The following is a 16,850-nucleotide window of genomic DNA, read 5'->3' as shown; positions in this document are numbered from 1 at the left end:
CTCATATGCCAGCGGGCACGCCCAGGCAAGCCCCGCCACACCCGTCCGGGAAGTCAGCGGGGGACGCGGCGGGTCAGGCGCATGCGGATGTCGTGCTCGGCCCACAGCACGAAGCGTTCGACGGGCGTCACCGGATGGTCCTCGACCGGCTCGAAGGCGAACCTCCTGAGCAGCACGGCGAGCACCAGCTCGGCCTCCACCACGGCCAGGCTCGCGCCCTCGCAGCCGCGCGGCCCGAGGCCGAAGGGGAGGTAGGCGTAGCGGTGGCGGGCGGCCTGCTGCTCGGGGGTGAACCGGGCCGGCCGGAACGCGTGCGGGTCCGGCCAGTGGCGGGGGTCGAGGTGGACGGCCCAGAAGGGGTAGAAGATCGTGGTGCCCGCCGGGACGTGGTGGCCGCCGAGGGAGAGGTCCTCGGTGGTCTCGCGGGCGCCGTACGGGCCCGGCGGGTAGAGCCGCATCGACTCCTTGAGCGCCATCCCCAGGTACGGCAGGCGCCGCAGGTCGGCGTACTCGGGGGCGGCCCGGTCGCCCAGCACGTCGTCCAGCTCGGCGGTCACCCGCGCGGCCGGGCCGGGGTTGCGCGCGAGCAGGTGCAGGGTCCAGGAGACGGCCACGCCGGTGGTGTGGTGGGCGGCCAGCATGATCATGAGCACGGTGTCCCTGATCCGGGCGGGCGACATGTCCGCCTGCGCCAGGGCGGTCACCAGTTCGCTGCCGCCGCGGGCCAGCACCCCGTCCACGACCTCGCGCAGGTACGCCAGCGCCCGGTCGCCGCGCGCGAGGTCGTCGTCGCGCTCGTACAGGCGGCCCAGGTGGACGGTCAGCACGGTCTCGAACGCGCTCACCACCCGCGCCGGGTCGGCGAGGCCGCCGCCCAGGGCGTACTGGGCGATCATGCGCAGGGACAGCTCGCTCAGGTCCTGCTGGAGCGCCACCGGGCCGTCGGCGGCGCGGCGCTCCCAGCGGTCGGCCAGCTCGGTGGCCAGGGTGACGAAGCCGGCGAAGTGCGCCTCGTGCGAGCGGCGGCCGGCGAGCACCGAGAGCAGCACCCGGCGGAAGGGGCCGTGCTCGTCGGCGGGGAGCGTCTGCAGGTTGCCGGCCTCGCACAGGGGGGCCAGGAACTCGAAGAGCTTGTCGGGGCGTTTGTCGATCGCGGCCGTGGCCTCCAGCAGCACGGGGTCGGCCACCGAGATCGCGGCCGGCGCGCCGGGAAGCTGGAAGCGCACCAGCGGGCCGTACCGCTCGTGCAGTCGGAGCTGGTAGGTGTGCAGGCCGCCGGCGGCCGCGATGGCGCTCAGCCCGCCGTCCGCCGCGGGAGGAGGGCCGGGGATGTCACGCATCCGGCCACCGTCTCGCGTGCGCGCCCACCCGGCAAGTGCCCCCGGACCGGCGGCGGTCACCTTTCTCCGGTTCGATGCGTCAGCAGAGTGAGAACGCCACCTTGATAGGAAATATCGCCATGACTCACCATGACCTGCTGGCCGACCGGTTCGAGGGGCATCGTCCCCGTCTTAAGGCGGTCGCCTACCGCATGCTCGGCTCGCTGTCCGAGGCCGAGGACGCGGTCCAGGAGGCGTGGCTGCGGCTGGCGCGCTCGGACTCGGGCGACATCGCCGACCTGGGCGCCTGGCTGACCACCGTGGTGAGCCGGCTCTGCCTGGACATCCTGCGCGCCCGCAAGGCCCTGCGGGAGGAGCCGCTGGAGGCGCGGCTGCCGGACCCGGTGGTCGGACGGGCCGAGGCCGCCGACCCGGCCGCCGACCCCGAGCAGGAGGTGCTGCTGGCCGACTCGGTGGGCCTGGCGCTGCTGGTCGTGCTGGAGTCGTTGTCGCCGGCCGAGCGGCTGGCGTTCGTGCTGCACGACATGTTCGGCCTGCCGTTCGAGCAGATCGCGCCCATCGTGGAGCGCACGCCGGTGGCGGCCAAGAAGCTGGCCAGCCGGGCGCGTCAGCGGGTGCGCGGCGCGGCCCCGACCCCCGATCCCGACCTCGCCGCTCAGCGCCGGGTGGTGGAGGCGTTCCTGGCCGCGGCCCGCGAGGGCGACTTCGACACGCTGCTGGCCGTCCTCGATCCGGACGTGGTGCTGCGCGCCGACCGCGGCCTGCTCACCGGCGGCATGAAGGTCGTCCGCGGCGCCGCGGACGTGGCCGGGCAGGCCACCGCCTTCCGCCGCTCGCCCATCGGCGCGGTCGCCCACCCGGCGCTCGTCAACGGCCTGGCGGGCCTGGTCAACACCGTGGAAGGCAGGCTGTACTCGGTCATGAGCTTCACCGTCAGCGACGGCCGGATCGCCACGATCGACATCCTGGCCGACCCCGACCGGCTGGCCGCGCTCGACCTCACGCCCCTGGAGCACTGATCGCCGGGCGGTGATTGACGAAGGTCGTCGCGGTGCTGGACGATCGGTCGCGCGGAGTCGTCCACCGGCCGCCGCCTACGAAGGGTTCCCTGATGACGCTCGCCTCCCGGCTCGGCCACGCCCCCGACGACCGGCTGCTCATCGTCAACGCCGACGACTACGGCATGAGCCGGTCGGCCAACCTCGGCATCACCTCCCTCCTGCGGGCCGGGGCGATCAGCTCGGCCACGGTGATGACGCCCTGCCCGTGGGCGCCGCAGGCCGTCGCCGCGGCCGCGGGCTTCGACGTCGGGGTGCACCTGACGCTGACCAGCGAGTGGGAGGGCTACCGCTGGGGCCCGGTCACCCGCGACCGGCCGGTCCCCACGCTGGTGGACGAGACCGGCTACTTCTTCCGCGACTGCGCCTCCTTCGAACGGTCCGCCGACCCCGGCGAGGTCCGCGTCGAGATCGTCAACCAGATCCGCAGGGCCGTCGCGCTCGGCCTGGACCCCTCGCACGCCGACAACCACATGGGCAGCCTGTACGGCCTGGCCACCGGCCGCCACTTCCTGGACGTCGTCCTGCCGGTGTGCGCCGAGTTCGGCCTGCCCTTCCGCCTGCCGCGCTCGCTGGCCGGCACCGGCGCGCCGGAGGAGCTGGAGCCCGTGGCGCGGGCCCCGGCCGCGATGGCCGACGAGGCCGGGGTGGTCATCCTCGACCACCTGTGGTCGCTGCCCTTCCAGCAGTCCGACGGCGAGGACTACGACTCGCTCAAGAAGGACATGATCGGGCTGCTGCGCTCGCTGCGGCCGGGCGTGACGGAGATCTACATCCATCCCTTCGAGGACACCGACGAGCTGCGCGCCATCATGCCGGGCGCGGCCAAGCGCGGCTGGGAGCTCGCCCTGTTCACCGACCCCGACGTCCGGGAGATCCTGGACGCCGAGGACGTCAAGCTGATCGGCTGGCTGGACCTGCGGGCCGCGCAACGCGGGGAACGTCCGTGACCTCGGGCGGGTCCCGGTCCGCCGGGTAGCCGCTATTCGGGGCCGGTGGGCACCAGGTAGCGGCGTTTGCGCTCGGTGAGGTCGAGGAGCCGGCCGCCGCTGGCCTCGATGACCCGCCGGGAGGCGGTGTTCGTCCGGTCGCACATGACCAGGGCGGGGTCGACGCCCAGCCGCCGCGCGATCGGCAGCGCCGCGGCCAGCATCGCCGTCGCGTGGCCCAGGCGGCGGGCCCCCGGGCGCACGTCGTAGCCGATGTGGCCGCCGAACCGTTCCAGCTGCGGGGTGAGCCGGTGGCGGACGGCCAGCCTGCCGAGGAACCGGTCGCCGTCGGCCCACCACAGCGTGGTCATCGGCACGAACCCCGTGCGCACGCCCGCCTCGGTGCGCTCGCCCAGCACCCGCCGGACGTAGGCCGCGAAGGCCGCCGGATCGGTCAGCGCCCCGGGATCGACGTCCTGGACGAACCACGGGACCGGGAAGTCACGGTCGGCCCGGAACTCGGCCACCGCCGCCAGGAACGACGTCCGCAACCCGGGCGTGGGATCGACGAGAGCCGGCATGCCGACCATGATGCCCGACGGCCGGTCAGGACGGGCGAGGTGTCCTGGCGGTGGCGCGGTCGAAGAGGACGGCGAGCTCGGCGGCGCAGTGGTCGGGGTCGAGGCCGCCGGCGACCCGGTCGGCCACCGCGTCGATGCCGGCGCGCAGGGACGTGGCCATCAGGACGCTGTCGAACGGCCGGAACGCGCCGCTGCGCTGGCCGTCCTCGAACAGGGCGACCAGCCTGGCGATGGCGGCGTCCCGCTCGTCGCCGCCCACGGGCGCGCGGTTGAACGCGATCTGCTGGACCGCGCGCACGTGGGCCGGATGGGCCGCGATGAAGGCGATGTTCGCCCTGATGAACGCCTCCAGCTGGGCCCGGGCTCCGGTGGCGGCCTCGATCACCGGCCGCATGAAGGCGGCCGCGTCGGAGACGACCTGCCGGACGACGGCCTCGAAGAGCTGCTCCTTGGTGGAGAAGTGGTAGGAGATCAGCCTCTTGCTGCTGAGCCCGGCATGGTGACAGATGGCCTCGAACGTGGTCTCCGCGTAACCCCGCTCGGCGAGCACGGCGATCGCGGCCGAGGCGATCTGGGCCTTGCGTGCCTCGGTGGCCGCCTGACGGGTTCCGGAGCTCTCCATGTCAGCCCAGCTTGCCACGCTTCGGGAACGCCGCACGCACGGCACTGCGGTTGACGACGACCGCGACGGCGGCGACCAGGACGCCGACCACGGCCTGCTCGGCCTTCATCCACAGCGGGTAGCCGCTGTCCGGCGCGATGAGGATGAGCACGACGCCGATGGGCGCGGCGACGGAGACGAAGCGGATGCGCACGTAGGCGGCCCGTCTGCCCCGGGCGGCCTGCCCGGCGAGGGATACGAGCCAGGCGGAGGCGGCGGCGACGGCGGCGGCGCGCAGCCACACCACCCAGCTGCCGCCGACGACGGCGGCCACGCCGAGCGTGGCGATCGACAGGAGCAGCACGGCGGCGAAGAGGATCCGGACGAGCCGCCAGACCTGATTGTTATCCATGAGGATAAATTTACACGCCCGGATAACGAAGTGCGAGGGAAAATCCGTTGCCGCCGTCCCGGCGGAGCGGCCACGATCGATCATGACCGTGACCCGAGAGGTACTCGCCTACTACGCACAGGACCTGGAGCACGACCGGCTGCGCGAGGGGCGCGGCCGCCTGGAGTTCTGGCGCACCCAGGACGTGCTCCGCCGCACGCTGCCGCCGGCCCCCGCCCGGGTCCTCGACGTGGGCGGCGGCACCGGCGTACACGCCGAATGGCTGCTGGCCGACGGCTACGAGGTGGAGTTGCTGGACCCCGTGCCGCTGCACGTGGAGCGGGCGGCGAGGGTGCCGGGGCTGCGCGCCCGGGTCGGTGACGCGCGGCGGCTGCCCGTGCCGGACGGCGGCGCGGACGCCGTCCTGCTGCTGGGCCCGCTCTACCACCTCGCCGACCGCGCCGACCGGCTGCGGGTCCTGAGCGAGGCCCGGCGCGCCGTGCGGCCCGGCGGGCTGGTGGCCGCGGCCACCATCAACCGGTACGCGGCCGTGCTCGACACCGTCAACCTGGGCACCTACCTGGAGGAACGGCAGCGGGAGGCGGCCCATGCCGCCGCGGCGGACGGCGTCATGCTGTCCCCCAGGCGCGGCTTCTCCGCCTACTTCCACCACCCGGACGAGGTGGCCGCCGAGTTCGCCGACGCCGGGCTGCCCGGCACCGCCCGCTACGGCCTGGAGGGCACCTTCTGGCTGCACGGCGACGTCAACGACTGGCTCGACGACCCGGAACGCCGGGCCCTGCTCCTGGACGCACAGCGCTCGATGGAGTCGGAGCCCTCGCTCCTGGGCGCCAGCGGACACCTGCTGACCGTCGCCCACCGGCCCGGCTGAGGTGCGGTTCTGCGCGCCCGCCGGCGAATGACTGTCCCGGGAGCCCCGGTCAGGTGAGGCGGTCGAGCAGGTCGTCGAGCGTGTCGGCCAGGGCCTGCGAACTGGCCGGGGTGAACCAGGTGGTGCGGACGCGTTCGTTGCTGCCGTTCGGGGTCTCGTGGTCGGCCGCGAGCCGCGCCAGCGAACGGCTCTCGTCGCCCAGGGCCCGCCCGAGCCCCTGGAACAGGCCGCGGACGTAGCCCTCCGCCACCTCCGGCGGCACGCCGTGCCCGGCGGCCCACGTGCTGAGCGTGGCCAGGTAGGACAGGTGGGTGGTGAGCGTCGCGGTCAGCGCGGAGAAGACGTTGAAGGCCGCCTCGTCCTCGGCCACGAGCACGCCGCCCAGCCGTCCGAACAGGGCGTCGGTCACCGGGTGGGCGGGCCAGGTCACCGTGACCGAGTCGCGTTCGCGGACGGCGGGCAGGGGGATGGCGCGTACCAGGGTGGCGCCGGTGTCCAGGAGCTTGCGCAGCTCGTCGACGGCGACGCCGGCCATCACGTTGACCACGATCGTGTCGTCGGCCACGCGCAGGCCGGCCAGCGCGTCGTGCCGGTCCGGCGGGCGTACGGCGATGACGACCAGGTCGGCGCGGTCCACCACCTCCTGGTTGGAGGCGCACACGTGCACGTCCTCGTAGCGCTGCGACAACTCCGCCGCCGCACGCGCACCCCGCGGGGAGAGGAACACCTCGGGACGCTCGCCGGGGCCCTCGCACAGGCCCGTCACGATGGCCCGGCCGATCTCGCCCACCCCGATGACCCCGATCCGCTTCACCGTGTCTTCCTCCCGATCCGTGGTCGTACGTACTACAGCAGTCTGTACCGTCGCTTCGGTTGCTGGCGGGATTCAGCGCGGAGGCCGGTGTCCCTAGCGTTGTCCTCATGAGCGATCCGTACAGAATTGACACATATGAGCGGCCGGCGCACAGCCCGCGGACCCGGCCGCGGCGATCGGCCTCGCGTGCCCTGCTGTGGGTCCTGGCGGTGGGCGGAGCCTCGGTGAACGTGGCGGCCGGCATCGTCACGCAGGGAGATCCGAACCTCCTGGGGCTGTTGTCGGGCGTGGTGGGCGTGGCCGGCATCGCCGGCCTGCTGATCCTGCGCTTCGCCGGCGGCCGGTCGTGAGGCCCGTCATGGAGGCGGTCGTCACGCTGGAGCGGGTGAGCAAGACCTACGGGGACCTGGTCGCCCTCGACGACGTCTCGCTGGCCTTCCCGCGCGGCCGGTTCGTGGCCGTGATGGGGCCGTCGGGCTCGGGGAAGAGCACCCTCCTGCAGGCCGCCGCGGCCCTGGAGCCGCCGACCTCCGGCGCGATCACCATCTGCGGCGTCGAGGTCACCCGCATGTCGGAGACCCGGCGCACGGAGTGGCGCAGGAAGCACCTGGGCTACGTGTTCCAGTCCTACAACCTGCTGCCCACCGTGACCGTCGAGGACAACATCACCTTGCCGTTGCGGATGGCCGGGGTGCGCCCGGACCGGGCCTGGCTCGGCGAGCTGGTCGACCGGATGGGCCTGCGCGACCGCATGCGGCACCTGCCCACGGAGTTGTCGGGCGGCCAGCAGCAGCGGGCGGCGATCATCCGGGCCCTGTCCGCGCGCCCGGACGTGGTGTTCGCCGACGAGCCCACCGGGGCCCTCGACCTGCGCAGCGCCGCCCACGTGCTGGACCTGCTGCGCGAGCTGGTCGACGACCTGGGCCAGACCGTCGTCATGGTCACCCACGACCCGGCCGCCGCGGCCCGCGCGCACGACACCGTGGTCATGGCCGACGGGCGCGTCCTCGACGTCCTGCCCGCCCCGACCGCCGAGGACCTGGCCGTACGACTGGCACGGCTGAGCGAGGAGCGGGTCGCATGATCAGGCTCGCGCTGGCGCTCGCCAAGGCGGGCGGGCTGGTCGTGGTGTTCGCGGCGGTGCTGGGCGGAATGGCGCTGGTGACCGGGACCGGCGTGCTGGTGGACTCGGCCTTCCGCGCGCAGCCGCCCCTGCGGCTGTCGGGCGCGGACGTGGTCGTCTCGGCACGGCAGACGATCCCGATCAAGGAGGAGCCGGACATCGCGCTGCCAGAACGCGCCAGGATCCCCGGCTCGCTGGTCGCCGCGGCGTCCGGGGTGCCCGGCGTCGCGGCCGTGGCCGGTGACGTCGCCTTCCCCGCTGCCGTCGGGTCCGGGACGGCCGGGCGTACCGCCGACCCCGCCACCGCCGGGCACGGGTGGTCGTCCCTCGCGCTGAGCGGCCGGATCACCGCCGGGCGGGCGCCCCGCGCCGCCGACGAGATCGCGGTGAGCGGCGCACGGGTCGGCGACCGGCTGCGGCTGACGGCGGCCGGCACGCCGGGCACCTACCGGGTGAGCGCCGTGGTGGACGCCCCGGGCGTGTACTTCCCCGACGCCGTCGCCACCGCCCTGGCCGCCCGGACGGCGGGCCGGGCGCGGACGGTGGACCTCGTCGCGGTCCGCGCGGAGCCCGGCGTCTCCCCCGAGACGCTGGCCGCCCGGCTGAAGGACCGCCTGGGCGACGGCTACACGTACGCCACGGGCCTGGACAGGGCCGACGCGGAGTCGCCGGGCGCGGCGGCCGGTCGCGGGCTGCTGCTGGTCCTGCCCTCCTCGATCGGCGGGATCAGCCTGCTGGTGGTCGGGTTCGTGGTGGGCGGCGGCCTGGCGCTGTCGGTCAACCGGCAGCGCCGCGACCTCGCCCTGCTGCGCGCGGCCGGCGCGACCCCGCGCCAGGTGCGCAGGCTGGTGGCCGTCCAGGCCGCGGCGGCGGCGCTTCCGGCGGTGCCGTTCGGGGCCGCGCTCGGCTACTTCCTGGCCGCCCGCTTCGGCGAGCTGCTGGCCGGGATCGGGCTGGTGCGCGCGGACCAGCCGCTGGTGTACGGGCCGCTGCCGGCCGTGGCCGCGGCGCTGCTGCTGCTCGGCGTCACGCGGGTGGCCGCGTGGGCGGGGTCGTTGCGGGTCTCGCGCATGCCGGTGGTCTCCGGGCTGCCCGAGCCGCGCACGCCGTCGCCGGGGCGGACCCGGGCGGGGCTGCTGCTCATGCTCGCCGCGCTGGCGCTGTCGGTGACGCCGCTGTTCGTGCGGAGCGAGGCGGGCATGATCGGTCCGGGCATCGCGTCGATCGTCGCGGTGATCGGCCTGGCGCTGGCCGGTCCGCGGCTGGTGCAGGGGGTGGCCAGGGCGGTGGCCGGATCGCGGCTCATGACGCGGCTGCCCGGCCCGCTGTGGCTGGCGGTGCACAACTCCCACGGGTACGCGCTGCGGACCGCCGGAGCCGTGGCCGCCCTCGGCATGGTCGTCACGCTCGGCCTCAGCGTGGTGCTCACCCAGACCACGATGGCCAAGGCGCGCGCCGACGAGGTCGCCCCGGGCCTGCGCGGCCTCGTCACGATCACCGCTCCGGACCTCGGCGGCGTCCCGCGCGACCTGCTGGCCGACGTACGGTCGCGCACGAAGGCGGCGGGCATGTCGATGACGACCGTGGTGACCGAGCCGCTGCTGACCGGCGACAGCCCCGCCCTGATGGCCAGGCCCGCCATGGCGCTCGGCCCGGACGCCGAGGGCCTGGTCGACCTGGACCTCGCCGACGGCAGCCTGTCCGGGCTCAAGGGCGCGGCCGTCGCGGTGGAAGAGGGCGTGGGCCGGGTCGGCCGGAGCATGGACGTGATCATGGGTGACGGCGCGCGGGTGCGGGCGCGGGTGGCCGCCACCTACCGGCGCGGCCTCGGGTTCGGCCCGATCGTGGTCTCCCGCGACCTGGCCGCCGCGCACACGACGACCGGCCTGGACAGCGCGGTGCTGGCCCGTCCGGCCGACTTCGGCGACCTCGCGCGCCGCCCCGGGCTGCGCTTCGACAACCATGCCGCCGGACCGCAGGCCGCCATGGCCTCGGCCCAGACGCTGGTGAACGTGGCCGTGCTCGCCGTGCTGCTGGGCTACGTGCTGGTGGCGGTCGCCAACCGGCTGGTGGCGACGACGACCGCGCGCCGGGAGGAGTTCGCCGGGCTGCGCGCGATCGGCCTGACCCGGCGTCAGCTCAGGCGCGTGGTGCGGTGGGAGGCGCTGCTCGTGGGCGCCGGGGCGTCGGTGTCGGGGCTGGTGTTGTCGGCGGTGCCGCTGGTGCTGCTGAGCGTGGGCTTCCTGGCCCGCCCGCTGCCGGCCGGGCCGTTGTGGCTGGTGCCCGCCTCTATCCTGGCGGTGATGACGATTGTGTCCCTCGCCATGGAGCTACCCGCCCGGAAGATCATGACTTGACGTGAAAGCTCTGTGGCGGTTCGTTCGGTATCACCTGATCGTGTTCGCGTCGGCCCTGGCGGCGATGGTCTGGCTGGCGCTGCTCGTCGCGGGCGTCGTGCTCGTCCCCGTGGCCGGGGTGGGGCTCGTGCTGGTGCCGCGGATGATGGCGGTGCTCCACCGGTGGACCGAGTGGCAGCGCGTCCAGGCCGGCGCGGTGCTGGAGGTCGACGTGCCGGCGCGCCCGGCACCGCCCGCCCGGGCCGGGGTGCGCGACCAGTGGCGGCAGCTCCTCATGGGCACGCGGGCCAGGCGTGACCTGCGCTGGACGGCGCTGCACGTCGTCGTGGGCCTGCCCGCCGCGCTGGCCGCGCTCGGGGTGGCCGGGCTGCTGGTGAACCCCGTGCTGGAGGCCCCGCTGTGGTGGCTGTTCCCGGCGGACGACCCGCTGCGGCTGCTGGTGGCCATCCCGGTCACCGGGTGGGAGCAGGCGATCGGCATGGGCGTGGCGCAGATCGTCCTGGCCGCGCCGCTGGCCTGGTGGGCGCTGCCGAGGCTGGCCCGGCTGCACGCCCGCGCCTGCCTGGCCGCGCTCGCCCCCTCGGAGGCCGACCGGCTGGCCGAGCGGGTCGGCGAGCTGACCGAGAGCAGGTCGAACGTCCTCGACGCGCACGCCGCCGAGCTGCGCCGCATCGAGCGCGACCTGCACGACGGCACCCAGGCGCGGCTGGTCGCCATCGCGATGCGGCTGGCCATGGCCCGCGAGGCGCTCGACGACGACGGCGGGCCCGTCGGCCGGCTGCTGAAGGACGCGCACGAGGGCACCGAGGAGGCGATGACCGAGTTGCGGCAGGTGATCCGGACGATGTACCCGCCCGTCCTGGCCGACCGGGGGCTGGCCGGCGCGGTGGCCGCCGTGACGGCGAAGGCCGGCCTGCCCGTCGAGACGGACGTGAGCGGCCTCGGCGCCGTGCCCGCCGCGGTCGAGACGGCGGCCTACTTCATCGTGGCCGAGGCGGTCACGAACGCCACCAAGCACAGCGGCGCCGGCCACGTCACCGTACGGCTGGCGTCCGGAGGCGTGCTGCGCATCGAGGTCTGCGACGACGGCAAGGGCGGCGTGGACGAGAGCCGCGGCACCGGCGTCACCGGCATCCGCAGGAGGGCCGCCGCGCTCGACGGTACCTTGTCCATCGACAGCCCTCCCGGAGGGCCCACCCGTCTCGTCGTGGAGCTGCCGTGCGCGTCGTGATCGCCGAGGACAACGTTCTGCTGTCCACGGGGCTGGAACTGCTCCTGACCAGCAAGGACATCGAGGTGGCCGCGGTCGTGCCGGACGCCGGCGGCCTGCTGGACGCCGTCACCGAGCACCGGCCCGACCTGGTGATCGCCGACGTGCGGCTGCCGCCGTCGTTCCGCGACGAGGGCATCAGGGCCGCCGTCGCCCTCCGGCGCGCCGACCCCGCCCTGCCCATCCTGGTCCTGTCCCAGTACGTCGAGCGCATCTACGCCCGCGAGCTGCTGGCGCACGGCTCCGGCGGCGTCGGTTACCTGCTGAAGGACCGGGTCAGCCGGGTGAGCCAGTTCGTCGAGGACGTCCGCCGGGTCGCCGCGGGCGGCACGGTCATGGACCCCGAGGTCATCGCCCAGCTCATGGTCGGGCGGGGCCACGGCCTGGACAGCCTCACCGGCCGGGAGCGGGAGGTGTTGTCCTGGATGGCCCAGGGCCTGAGCAACACCGAGATCGGCGAGCGGCTGACGATCACCGACAACGCGGTGCACAAGCACATCGGCAGCATCTTCGCCAAGCTCGGCCTGGCCGTCTCGGACGGCGGCCACCGCCGGGTGATGGCCGTGCTCACCTTCCTCGACGACCAGTGACCCGCGTCCCCTACGCCGGGCCCAGGCGGGCGCGGACGGCCGCCTCCACGTCCGGCGGCAGGGGGCCCTTGCGGGCGGCGGCGACGTTGGCCCGCAGGTGTTCCGGCCGGGCCGAGCCGACGATCACCGAGTGCAGCTCCGGATGGCCCAGGATGAACCGGAGCAGCAGTTCGGTCACCGGCGCGCCGTCCGCCAGCTCCTCCAGGCGGGCGGCGGCGAGCCGGGCGTGGCGCTCGGCCAGCGGCCGGCGCACCGGCTCGGGCACGGCCTCGGGCGGCGGCACGAGGGAGCGTGCCACCGCCCCGCGGGCGACCGTGCCCGCCCCGCTCGCCGCGGCGGCCCCGACGAGCCGTTCGTGGGAGCGGTCGAGCGCCGAGTAGGGCAGCAGGAACACGTCGAACGCGCCCGTCGCGATGTGCTCCGGCAGGTGCGGCAGCTCCCCCGACATGCCGGTGAAGCGGATCAGGCCCTCGTCCCGCAGGGCCCGCATCCCGGCGATGGTGTCCTCGGCCTCCATCACCGAGACGCTCGGGCTGAGGTGCACCATCAGGACGTCGAGATGGCCGGTGCGCATCCGGCGCAGGCTCCGCTCGACGCCCGCGCGCACGTTCGCCCTCGTGTAGTCGTGCGCGGGGTCGCCGTCGGCGAGGGGGCAGCCGCACTTGCCGGCCAGGACGAACTCGTCGCGGCGGTGTGCGATCCAGCGGCCGATGTGCTCCTCGGCGTCGCCGTAGTCGGGTGCGGTGTCGATGAGGTTCACCCCGGCGTCGAGGGCCTCGTTCAGCACGGCGCGGGCCGCGTCGTCGGACACCGGCGGGCCCCAGGCGCGCGGGCCGCGCAGCTCCATGGCTCCGTAGCCGAGGCGGCTCACGCGCAGGCCGGTGCGGCCGAGAGTGGTGGTGGGGAGGGTCATGTCAGTGCTTCGCGTAGTGGCCGGCGACGGCGGCGAAGGCGGCCTTGGGGTCCCAGGGCAGGCCGGGGTAGGCGGTGCCGGAGCGGTCCTCGTGGACCTTGACGATGCCGTAGCTGGCCAGGTCCAGGTCGTCGCGGGGGTCGCCGTCGGGGCGGTACGGGTGGTCGCGCAGCGCGAAGGTGAACACGAAGGCGCCGTCCACGCCGGCCGAGTCGAAGATCTCCAGCAGCTCGCGCACGTACGCGGCCTGGCCCTCCTCGTCGCGGACGTGCTCGCCGGTCAGCCGGACGGGCTCGCGGGTGCCCGGGGCGTACTCGACGATCTCCAGGCCGAGCGCGCCCCGGTCGCCCGCGCCGCGGTAGGTCGCCGAGCCGAACTCGGTGATCGCGACCGGCCTGCCCTCCGCGACGAGGGCGCGCACGCCCTGCTCGAACACGCCCGCGATCTCGGCCGACCGGTAGAGGTCCACGGAGACCAGGTCGAACGGCGTCCAGTCGACGCCCTCGAGCGGCACGGAGGCGTAGGTCACCCGGCCGCCGAACCGCTCGCGCACGACGGCCACCGCCCGCCCGAGGAAGTCGTTGACCCGCGCGCGGACGCCGCCGACCAGCTCGCGCACCCGTTCCGGACGGCTCAGCAGGGCGACCCGCTCGTCGATGTCGTCCCCGGGCAGGAAGCCCTTGCTCATCAGGCACAGCTCGGCGCCGGTGACGAAGACCACCTCGGCGCCGCGCCGCCTGAGCCGTTCGGCGCGCTCGGCGCAGTCGGCGAACAGCGCCAGCATCTCCTCCTCGGTGAGCTCCAGCGGATAGGGCGAGAACCAGACCTCCAGCCCGAGGTCGGCGGCGAGACCGGCGGCGACCTCCAGGCGGTCGGGGTCGCCGCCCATGACGCGGACGGCCGTGCAGTGCAGGTCGTCCCGGATGACGCGCATCTCGCGCGCCACCACGTCGGGGTCGAACCCCGGGTGGCCGATCGTCCCGTTGACGACGAAACCGGTGTCGTAGCTGATGCCCTTGGCTCGCATGGGTGTTCCCTTCATCCTTACGGTACTGCCCGTACCTTAACCTATGTGAGGTACGGTCGGTACCCTCAGACCGAGGAGGGTGGCGATGGCCGAGGCAGGCGGGCGGACACGGCGGCGCGGGGCCGCACTGGAGGAGGCGATCCTGAGCGCGGCGGCCGACGAGCTCACCGCGTCCGGGTACGCCGGGCTGACCATGGACAAGGTCGCCGCCCGCGCCGGCACCAACAAGAACGCCATCTACCGCCGCTGGCCGGGCCGCCCGGCCCTCGGCGTCGCCGCCTACAAGCGGCTGGCCACGACGGTCTCGCCGCCCGACACCGGCGAGCTGCGCGGCGACGCCCTGGAGCTGCTGCGCCGGGCCAACCGCTACTGGAGCTCGCCGCTCGGCGCGATCCTGCGCGACCTGATGGCCGCCGCCGGCGGCGCAGCCGAGCTCCTGGACCAGCTCCAGGAGCAGTCGGACGACGCGGTGGCCGCCCCCTGGCTGGCCGTGCTCGAACGGGCGGTGGCCCGCGGCGAGGCCGCCCCCGAGTCGCTGCGCCCGAGGGTCGCCACGGTGGCCATCGTGCTGCTGCGCAACGAGTTCGTGGTCCGGGGGCGCCCAGCGCGCCGGACGACGTCCTGGTGGAGATCGTGGACGAGGTCTTCCTGCCGCTGGTCCGGCGGGGTCAGGACGCCTGAGGAGGGCTCACCAGAGCCGGTCGATCTCCCCAGGGTGGAGCTCGACGCGCGCGTGGTGGAACGACAGCCGGTGCGCCCGGCCGTGAGCCGAGGGGAAGTCGCCCATCGTGACCTTGTCGAACCCGGGCCGGTCGCTGGGGAAGGGCGCCTGCGGGGTGCCGCCGACCAGCACCGCGCCGGGGATCGCCGACCAGCCGGCGCTCTCGTAGAAGCCCTGGAGCGGCCGGTCGCAGGTGAACAGGGCGACGTCGAAGCCCGCGTCGGCGATGGCCGCGCGCGCGGCGCCCACCAGGTGGCGGCCGTGCCCCCGGCCGCGGGCCGCCTTCCTGGTCACCACGGTGCTCAGGCCCGCGGCGCGGAACCGGTGGCCGGCGTGGGTGAGGGTCTTGGACAGGATGTCCAGGGCGGCCACGACCGTGCCCTCGTCGAGGAGGAGCATGGAGCGGGGGGCGAGGGCGGGGTCGTGCGCGGGGCCGCCGCCGTCGGGCGCGGGGAAGCCGTGGCCGGGCCAGGCTTCGCGTTGCAGGTCGCGCACCTGGGCCAGCAGGTCCGTGGGCACGTCCGGCTCGGGGAACGACCTGATGAGCATGGCTCCCGAGTGTGCCGCGCGCCGGCTCCTCAGGCAAACAGAAGAGCCGGCCGGACGGGTCAGGGCCGGGTGGCCGGCGAGGAGGGGCGGTTGTCGTCGTCCTGGCCGCCGGGCGTGGCCGCCAGGATGTCGGTCAGGACCGTCAGGATGCGTTCGGCGTCGGTGAGCAGGCTGCCGCTCAGGGCCCAGCCGGCCGGGTGGGCGACCTCGCCCTTCTGGATCTCCGTCGTCATCTGGTCGTGGATGCGGCTCGCCTGCGCCTCCGCCCGGCCGAGCAGGGTGCGGGCCCTTCCGTGGTCGGGGTCGCGCCGTACGGTGGCGGTCAGGGCGTCGCCCAGCAGGTCCAGGAGGTCGGCGTAGTCGCGGGCGTAGTCGGGGCTGACGTCGGTCGAGGGCCCGTCGTGGTGTTCCAGGTGGGCCAGGGCGTGCACGATCGTGTGCACGTGCGCGGCCAGCGTGGTCAGCCGGCGCAGGACCTGCTCGTGGTCCTGCGCGGCCGTGACCGGGTGGAGGCTCTGCCGCAGGTTGTAGCGGCGGCTCTCGGCGCCGTCGGCCACGGCGGCGGCCGCGTCGGCCAGGTGCTCGTCCAGCCGGACGGCCTGGCGTTCCCAGTCGGGCAGCGCCGAGAGGTTCCACTCGTCCCGTAAGCCCTCGGCGACGGAGGTCAGCAGCGCGGCCGTCTCGCGGGCCAGGCGGCGGACGGCCGCGTCGGGCCGGTCGCGGTACAGCGGCGGCCACAGCACGCTGTTGACCACCGCCCCGCTCAGCGCGCCGATGGCCGTGGCCAGCACGTAAGCCAGCAGGTAACGCTCCTGGGAGCCGGCGGCGAAGGAGAGCAGCAGCACGGCGGTGGTGGCGACGTCGGAGCCGTGGTTGCCCATGCGGTGCCAGCGGGCGGCGACCAGCGCGGGCGGCACGACCAGCACCAGGCTGAGCACGCCCAGGCCGAGCAGGTGCCCGATGCTGCCGGCCAGGATGACCCCGGCGCCGACCGCGGCGACCCGGCGCAGGCCGTTGGTGAGCGTGCGGTACACGGTGGCGTGGACCATGATCACCGCGGTGGCGGGGGCGATCCAGGTGGCGCCGAGCGCCAGCAGCCGGCTGGCCGTCAGCCAGGCCAGCACCGCCGCCAGCGTCGCCTTGGCGATCTGCAGCGCCTGCAGCCGCTGGTACGACCCCGGCTTGGCCAGCCCGGCGGCCTGCCCGCGCACGTACGACAGCTCACGCTTGACGGCCGCGGTCAACCGGCCACTCCAGCCACGCCACATGACGTGACATTTACTCACATTTAGGGCAAGCCGCAAGCATCTCCCCGCCGAAGGCCCGGCCCGTGGCGGCGTGAGAGGATCACGGGCCATGGAGATCATCGACAGCGGCCGGTTCGAGCCCGCCCCCGACGGTTCCGCCAACTTCGCCGAGCACCTGAGCGTGCCCGCGCTCAGCTTCGGCACGTACTCCATCCCGGCCGGCGCCGTCGACGGCCAGTCGCCGCACGCCGAGGACGAGATCTACGTCGTGACCAGCGGGCGCGCCTCCTTCACCTCGGGCGGCGTCACCATCGAGGTCGGCCCCGGCACCACCCTGTTCGTCCCGGCCCGCGAGGAGCACCGCTTCCACGATGTCACCGAGGACCTGGTGACGCTGGTGTTCTTCGGGCCCGCCTACAGCGGCGTCCCCACGTCCTGACGCACCGC

Annotated in this window: 18 protein-coding genes and 1 pseudogene; 10 read left to right on the top strand and 9 right to left on the bottom strand. The window is 74.6% G+C overall.

All coding sequences use genetic code 11. The annotated features are described in order from the left end of the window. Positions 1–53: 53 nt before the first annotated feature. A complete protein-coding gene (locus ACNF49_RS27075) occupies positions 54–1,340 on the bottom strand; it encodes a cytochrome P450 (protein ID WP_482945439.1) in 1,287 nt (428 codons plus the stop codon). 119 nt (positions 1,341–1,459) lie between these two features. Between ACNF49_RS27075 and ACNF49_RS27070 the strand changes: the two genes are divergently transcribed. Together ACNF49_RS27070 and ACNF49_RS27065 are read left to right on the top strand one after the other, a co-directional pair. Beyond that, positions 1,460–2,359, top strand: coding sequence for a sigma-70 family RNA polymerase sigma factor (locus ACNF49_RS27070; protein WP_482945437.1), 900 nt, complete (start codon positions 1,460–1,462; stop codon positions 2,357–2,359). 92 nt (positions 2,360–2,451) lie between these two features. Then, entirely contained in the window at positions 2,452–3,348 is an 897-nt protein-coding gene (locus ACNF49_RS27065) for a polysaccharide deacetylase family protein (RefSeq protein WP_482945436.1), read from the top strand. 32 nt (positions 3,349–3,380) lie between these two features. Here ACNF49_RS27065 and ACNF49_RS27060 read toward each other — a convergent pair whose 3' ends face one another. The 3 genes from ACNF49_RS27060 to ACNF49_RS27050 are packed head-to-tail and all read right to left on the bottom strand — an operon-like array spanning position 3,381 to position 4,921. Beyond that, positions 3,381–3,908: a GNAT family N-acetyltransferase gene (locus tag ACNF49_RS27060; RefSeq protein ID WP_482945435.1), complete on the bottom strand. Its 528-nt coding sequence runs from the start codon at positions 3,906–3,908 to the stop codon at positions 3,381–3,383. Between the two features lie 25 nt (positions 3,909–3,933). Then, positions 3,934–4,530, bottom strand: coding sequence for a TetR/AcrR family transcriptional regulator (locus ACNF49_RS27055; protein ID WP_482945434.1), 597 nt, complete (start codon positions 4,528–4,530; stop codon positions 3,934–3,936). Between the two features lies 1 nt (position 4,531). Then, positions 4,532–4,921: a hypothetical protein gene (locus ACNF49_RS27050; protein ID WP_482945433.1), complete on the bottom strand. Its 390-nt coding sequence runs from the start codon at positions 4,919–4,921 to the stop codon at positions 4,532–4,534. 82 nt (positions 4,922–5,003) lie between these two features. Between ACNF49_RS27050 and ACNF49_RS27045 the strand changes: the two genes are divergently transcribed. After that, positions 5,004–5,792, top strand: coding sequence for a class I SAM-dependent methyltransferase (locus tag ACNF49_RS27045; protein WP_482945432.1), 789 nt, complete (start codon positions 5,004–5,006; stop codon positions 5,790–5,792). A 49-nt stretch (positions 5,793–5,841) separates the two neighbouring features. Here the strand turns inward: ACNF49_RS27045 and ACNF49_RS27040 are convergent, their stop codons facing one another. Next, a complete protein-coding gene (locus ACNF49_RS27040; RefSeq protein WP_357981010.1) occupies positions 5,842–6,606 on the bottom strand; it encodes an NAD(P)-binding domain-containing protein in 765 nt (254 codons plus the stop codon). Between the two features lie 107 nt (positions 6,607–6,713). Here ACNF49_RS27040 and ACNF49_RS27035 point away from each other — a divergent pair, with 107 nt between their 5' ends. The 5 genes from ACNF49_RS27035 to ACNF49_RS27015 are packed head-to-tail and all read left to right on the top strand — an operon-like array spanning position 6,714 to position 11,946. Next, positions 6,714–6,956, top strand: coding sequence for a hypothetical protein (locus tag ACNF49_RS27035; protein WP_482945431.1), 243 nt, complete (start codon positions 6,714–6,716; stop codon positions 6,954–6,956). 8 nt (positions 6,957–6,964) lie between these two features. Then, complete coding sequence (locus ACNF49_RS27030; RefSeq protein WP_357981016.1) at positions 6,965–7,690, top strand: ABC transporter ATP-binding protein; 726 nt, start codon at positions 6,965–6,967, stop codon at positions 7,688–7,690. Then, complete coding sequence (locus tag ACNF49_RS27025) at positions 7,687–10,086, top strand: FtsX-like permease family protein (protein ID WP_482945430.1); 2,400 nt, start codon at positions 7,687–7,689, stop codon at positions 10,084–10,086. The genes ACNF49_RS27030 and ACNF49_RS27025 overlap by 4 nt, the downstream gene beginning before the upstream one ends. Before the next feature lie 40 nt (positions 10,087–10,126). Next, positions 10,127–11,317, top strand: coding sequence for a sensor histidine kinase (locus ACNF49_RS27020; RefSeq protein WP_482945429.1), 1,191 nt, complete (start codon positions 10,127–10,129; stop codon positions 11,315–11,317). Further along, on the top strand, positions 11,305–11,946 hold the full coding sequence (locus ACNF49_RS27015) for a response regulator transcription factor (protein WP_357981025.1): 642 nt from the start codon (positions 11,305–11,307) through the stop codon (positions 11,944–11,946). The genes ACNF49_RS27020 and ACNF49_RS27015 overlap by 13 nt, the downstream gene beginning before the upstream one ends. 10 nt (positions 11,947–11,956) lie before the next feature. Here the strand turns inward: ACNF49_RS27015 and ACNF49_RS27010 are convergent, their stop codons facing one another. Together ACNF49_RS27010 and ACNF49_RS27005 are read right to left on the bottom strand one after the other, a co-directional pair. After that, entirely contained in the window at positions 11,957–12,859 is a 903-nt protein-coding gene (locus ACNF49_RS27010; RefSeq protein WP_482945428.1) for an aldo/keto reductase, read from the bottom strand. Between the two features lies 1 nt (position 12,860). Then, positions 12,861–13,886, bottom strand: a complete 1,026-nt coding sequence (locus ACNF49_RS27005) for a glycoside hydrolase family 113 protein (RefSeq protein ID WP_482945427.1) — start codon at positions 13,884–13,886, stop codon at positions 12,861–12,863. An 85-nt stretch (positions 13,887–13,971) separates the two neighbouring features. Here ACNF49_RS27005 and ACNF49_RS27000 point away from each other — a divergent pair. Continuing rightward, positions 13,972–14,439 (top strand): annotated as a pseudogene (locus ACNF49_RS27000) (TetR/AcrR family transcriptional regulator); the annotation flags it as partial. A 135-nt stretch (positions 14,440–14,574) separates the two neighbouring features. On the opposite strand, the gene ACNF49_RS26995 reads toward ACNF49_RS27000, so the two are convergent. Next, a complete protein-coding gene (locus ACNF49_RS26995; protein ID WP_482945426.1) occupies positions 14,575–15,156 on the bottom strand; it encodes a GNAT family N-acetyltransferase in 582 nt (193 codons plus the stop codon). A 59-nt stretch (positions 15,157–15,215) separates the two neighbouring features. Continuing rightward, a complete protein-coding gene (locus ACNF49_RS26990; RefSeq protein WP_357981038.1) occupies positions 15,216–16,400 on the bottom strand; it encodes an FUSC family protein in 1,185 nt (394 codons plus the stop codon). Between the two features lie 112 nt (positions 16,401–16,512). On the opposite strand from ACNF49_RS26990, the gene ACNF49_RS26985 reads away from it, so the two are divergent. Then, positions 16,513–16,842 (top strand): cupin domain-containing protein, encoded by a 330-nt coding sequence (locus tag ACNF49_RS26985; protein WP_357981041.1) that lies wholly within the window; start codon positions 16,513–16,515, stop codon positions 16,840–16,842. Positions 16,843–16,850: the final 8 nt, after the last annotated feature.

It is taken from the genome of Actinomadura sp. ATCC 39365 (genome assembly GCF_054392275.1).
This window is presented reverse-complemented; position numbering and strand designations above follow the sequence as displayed.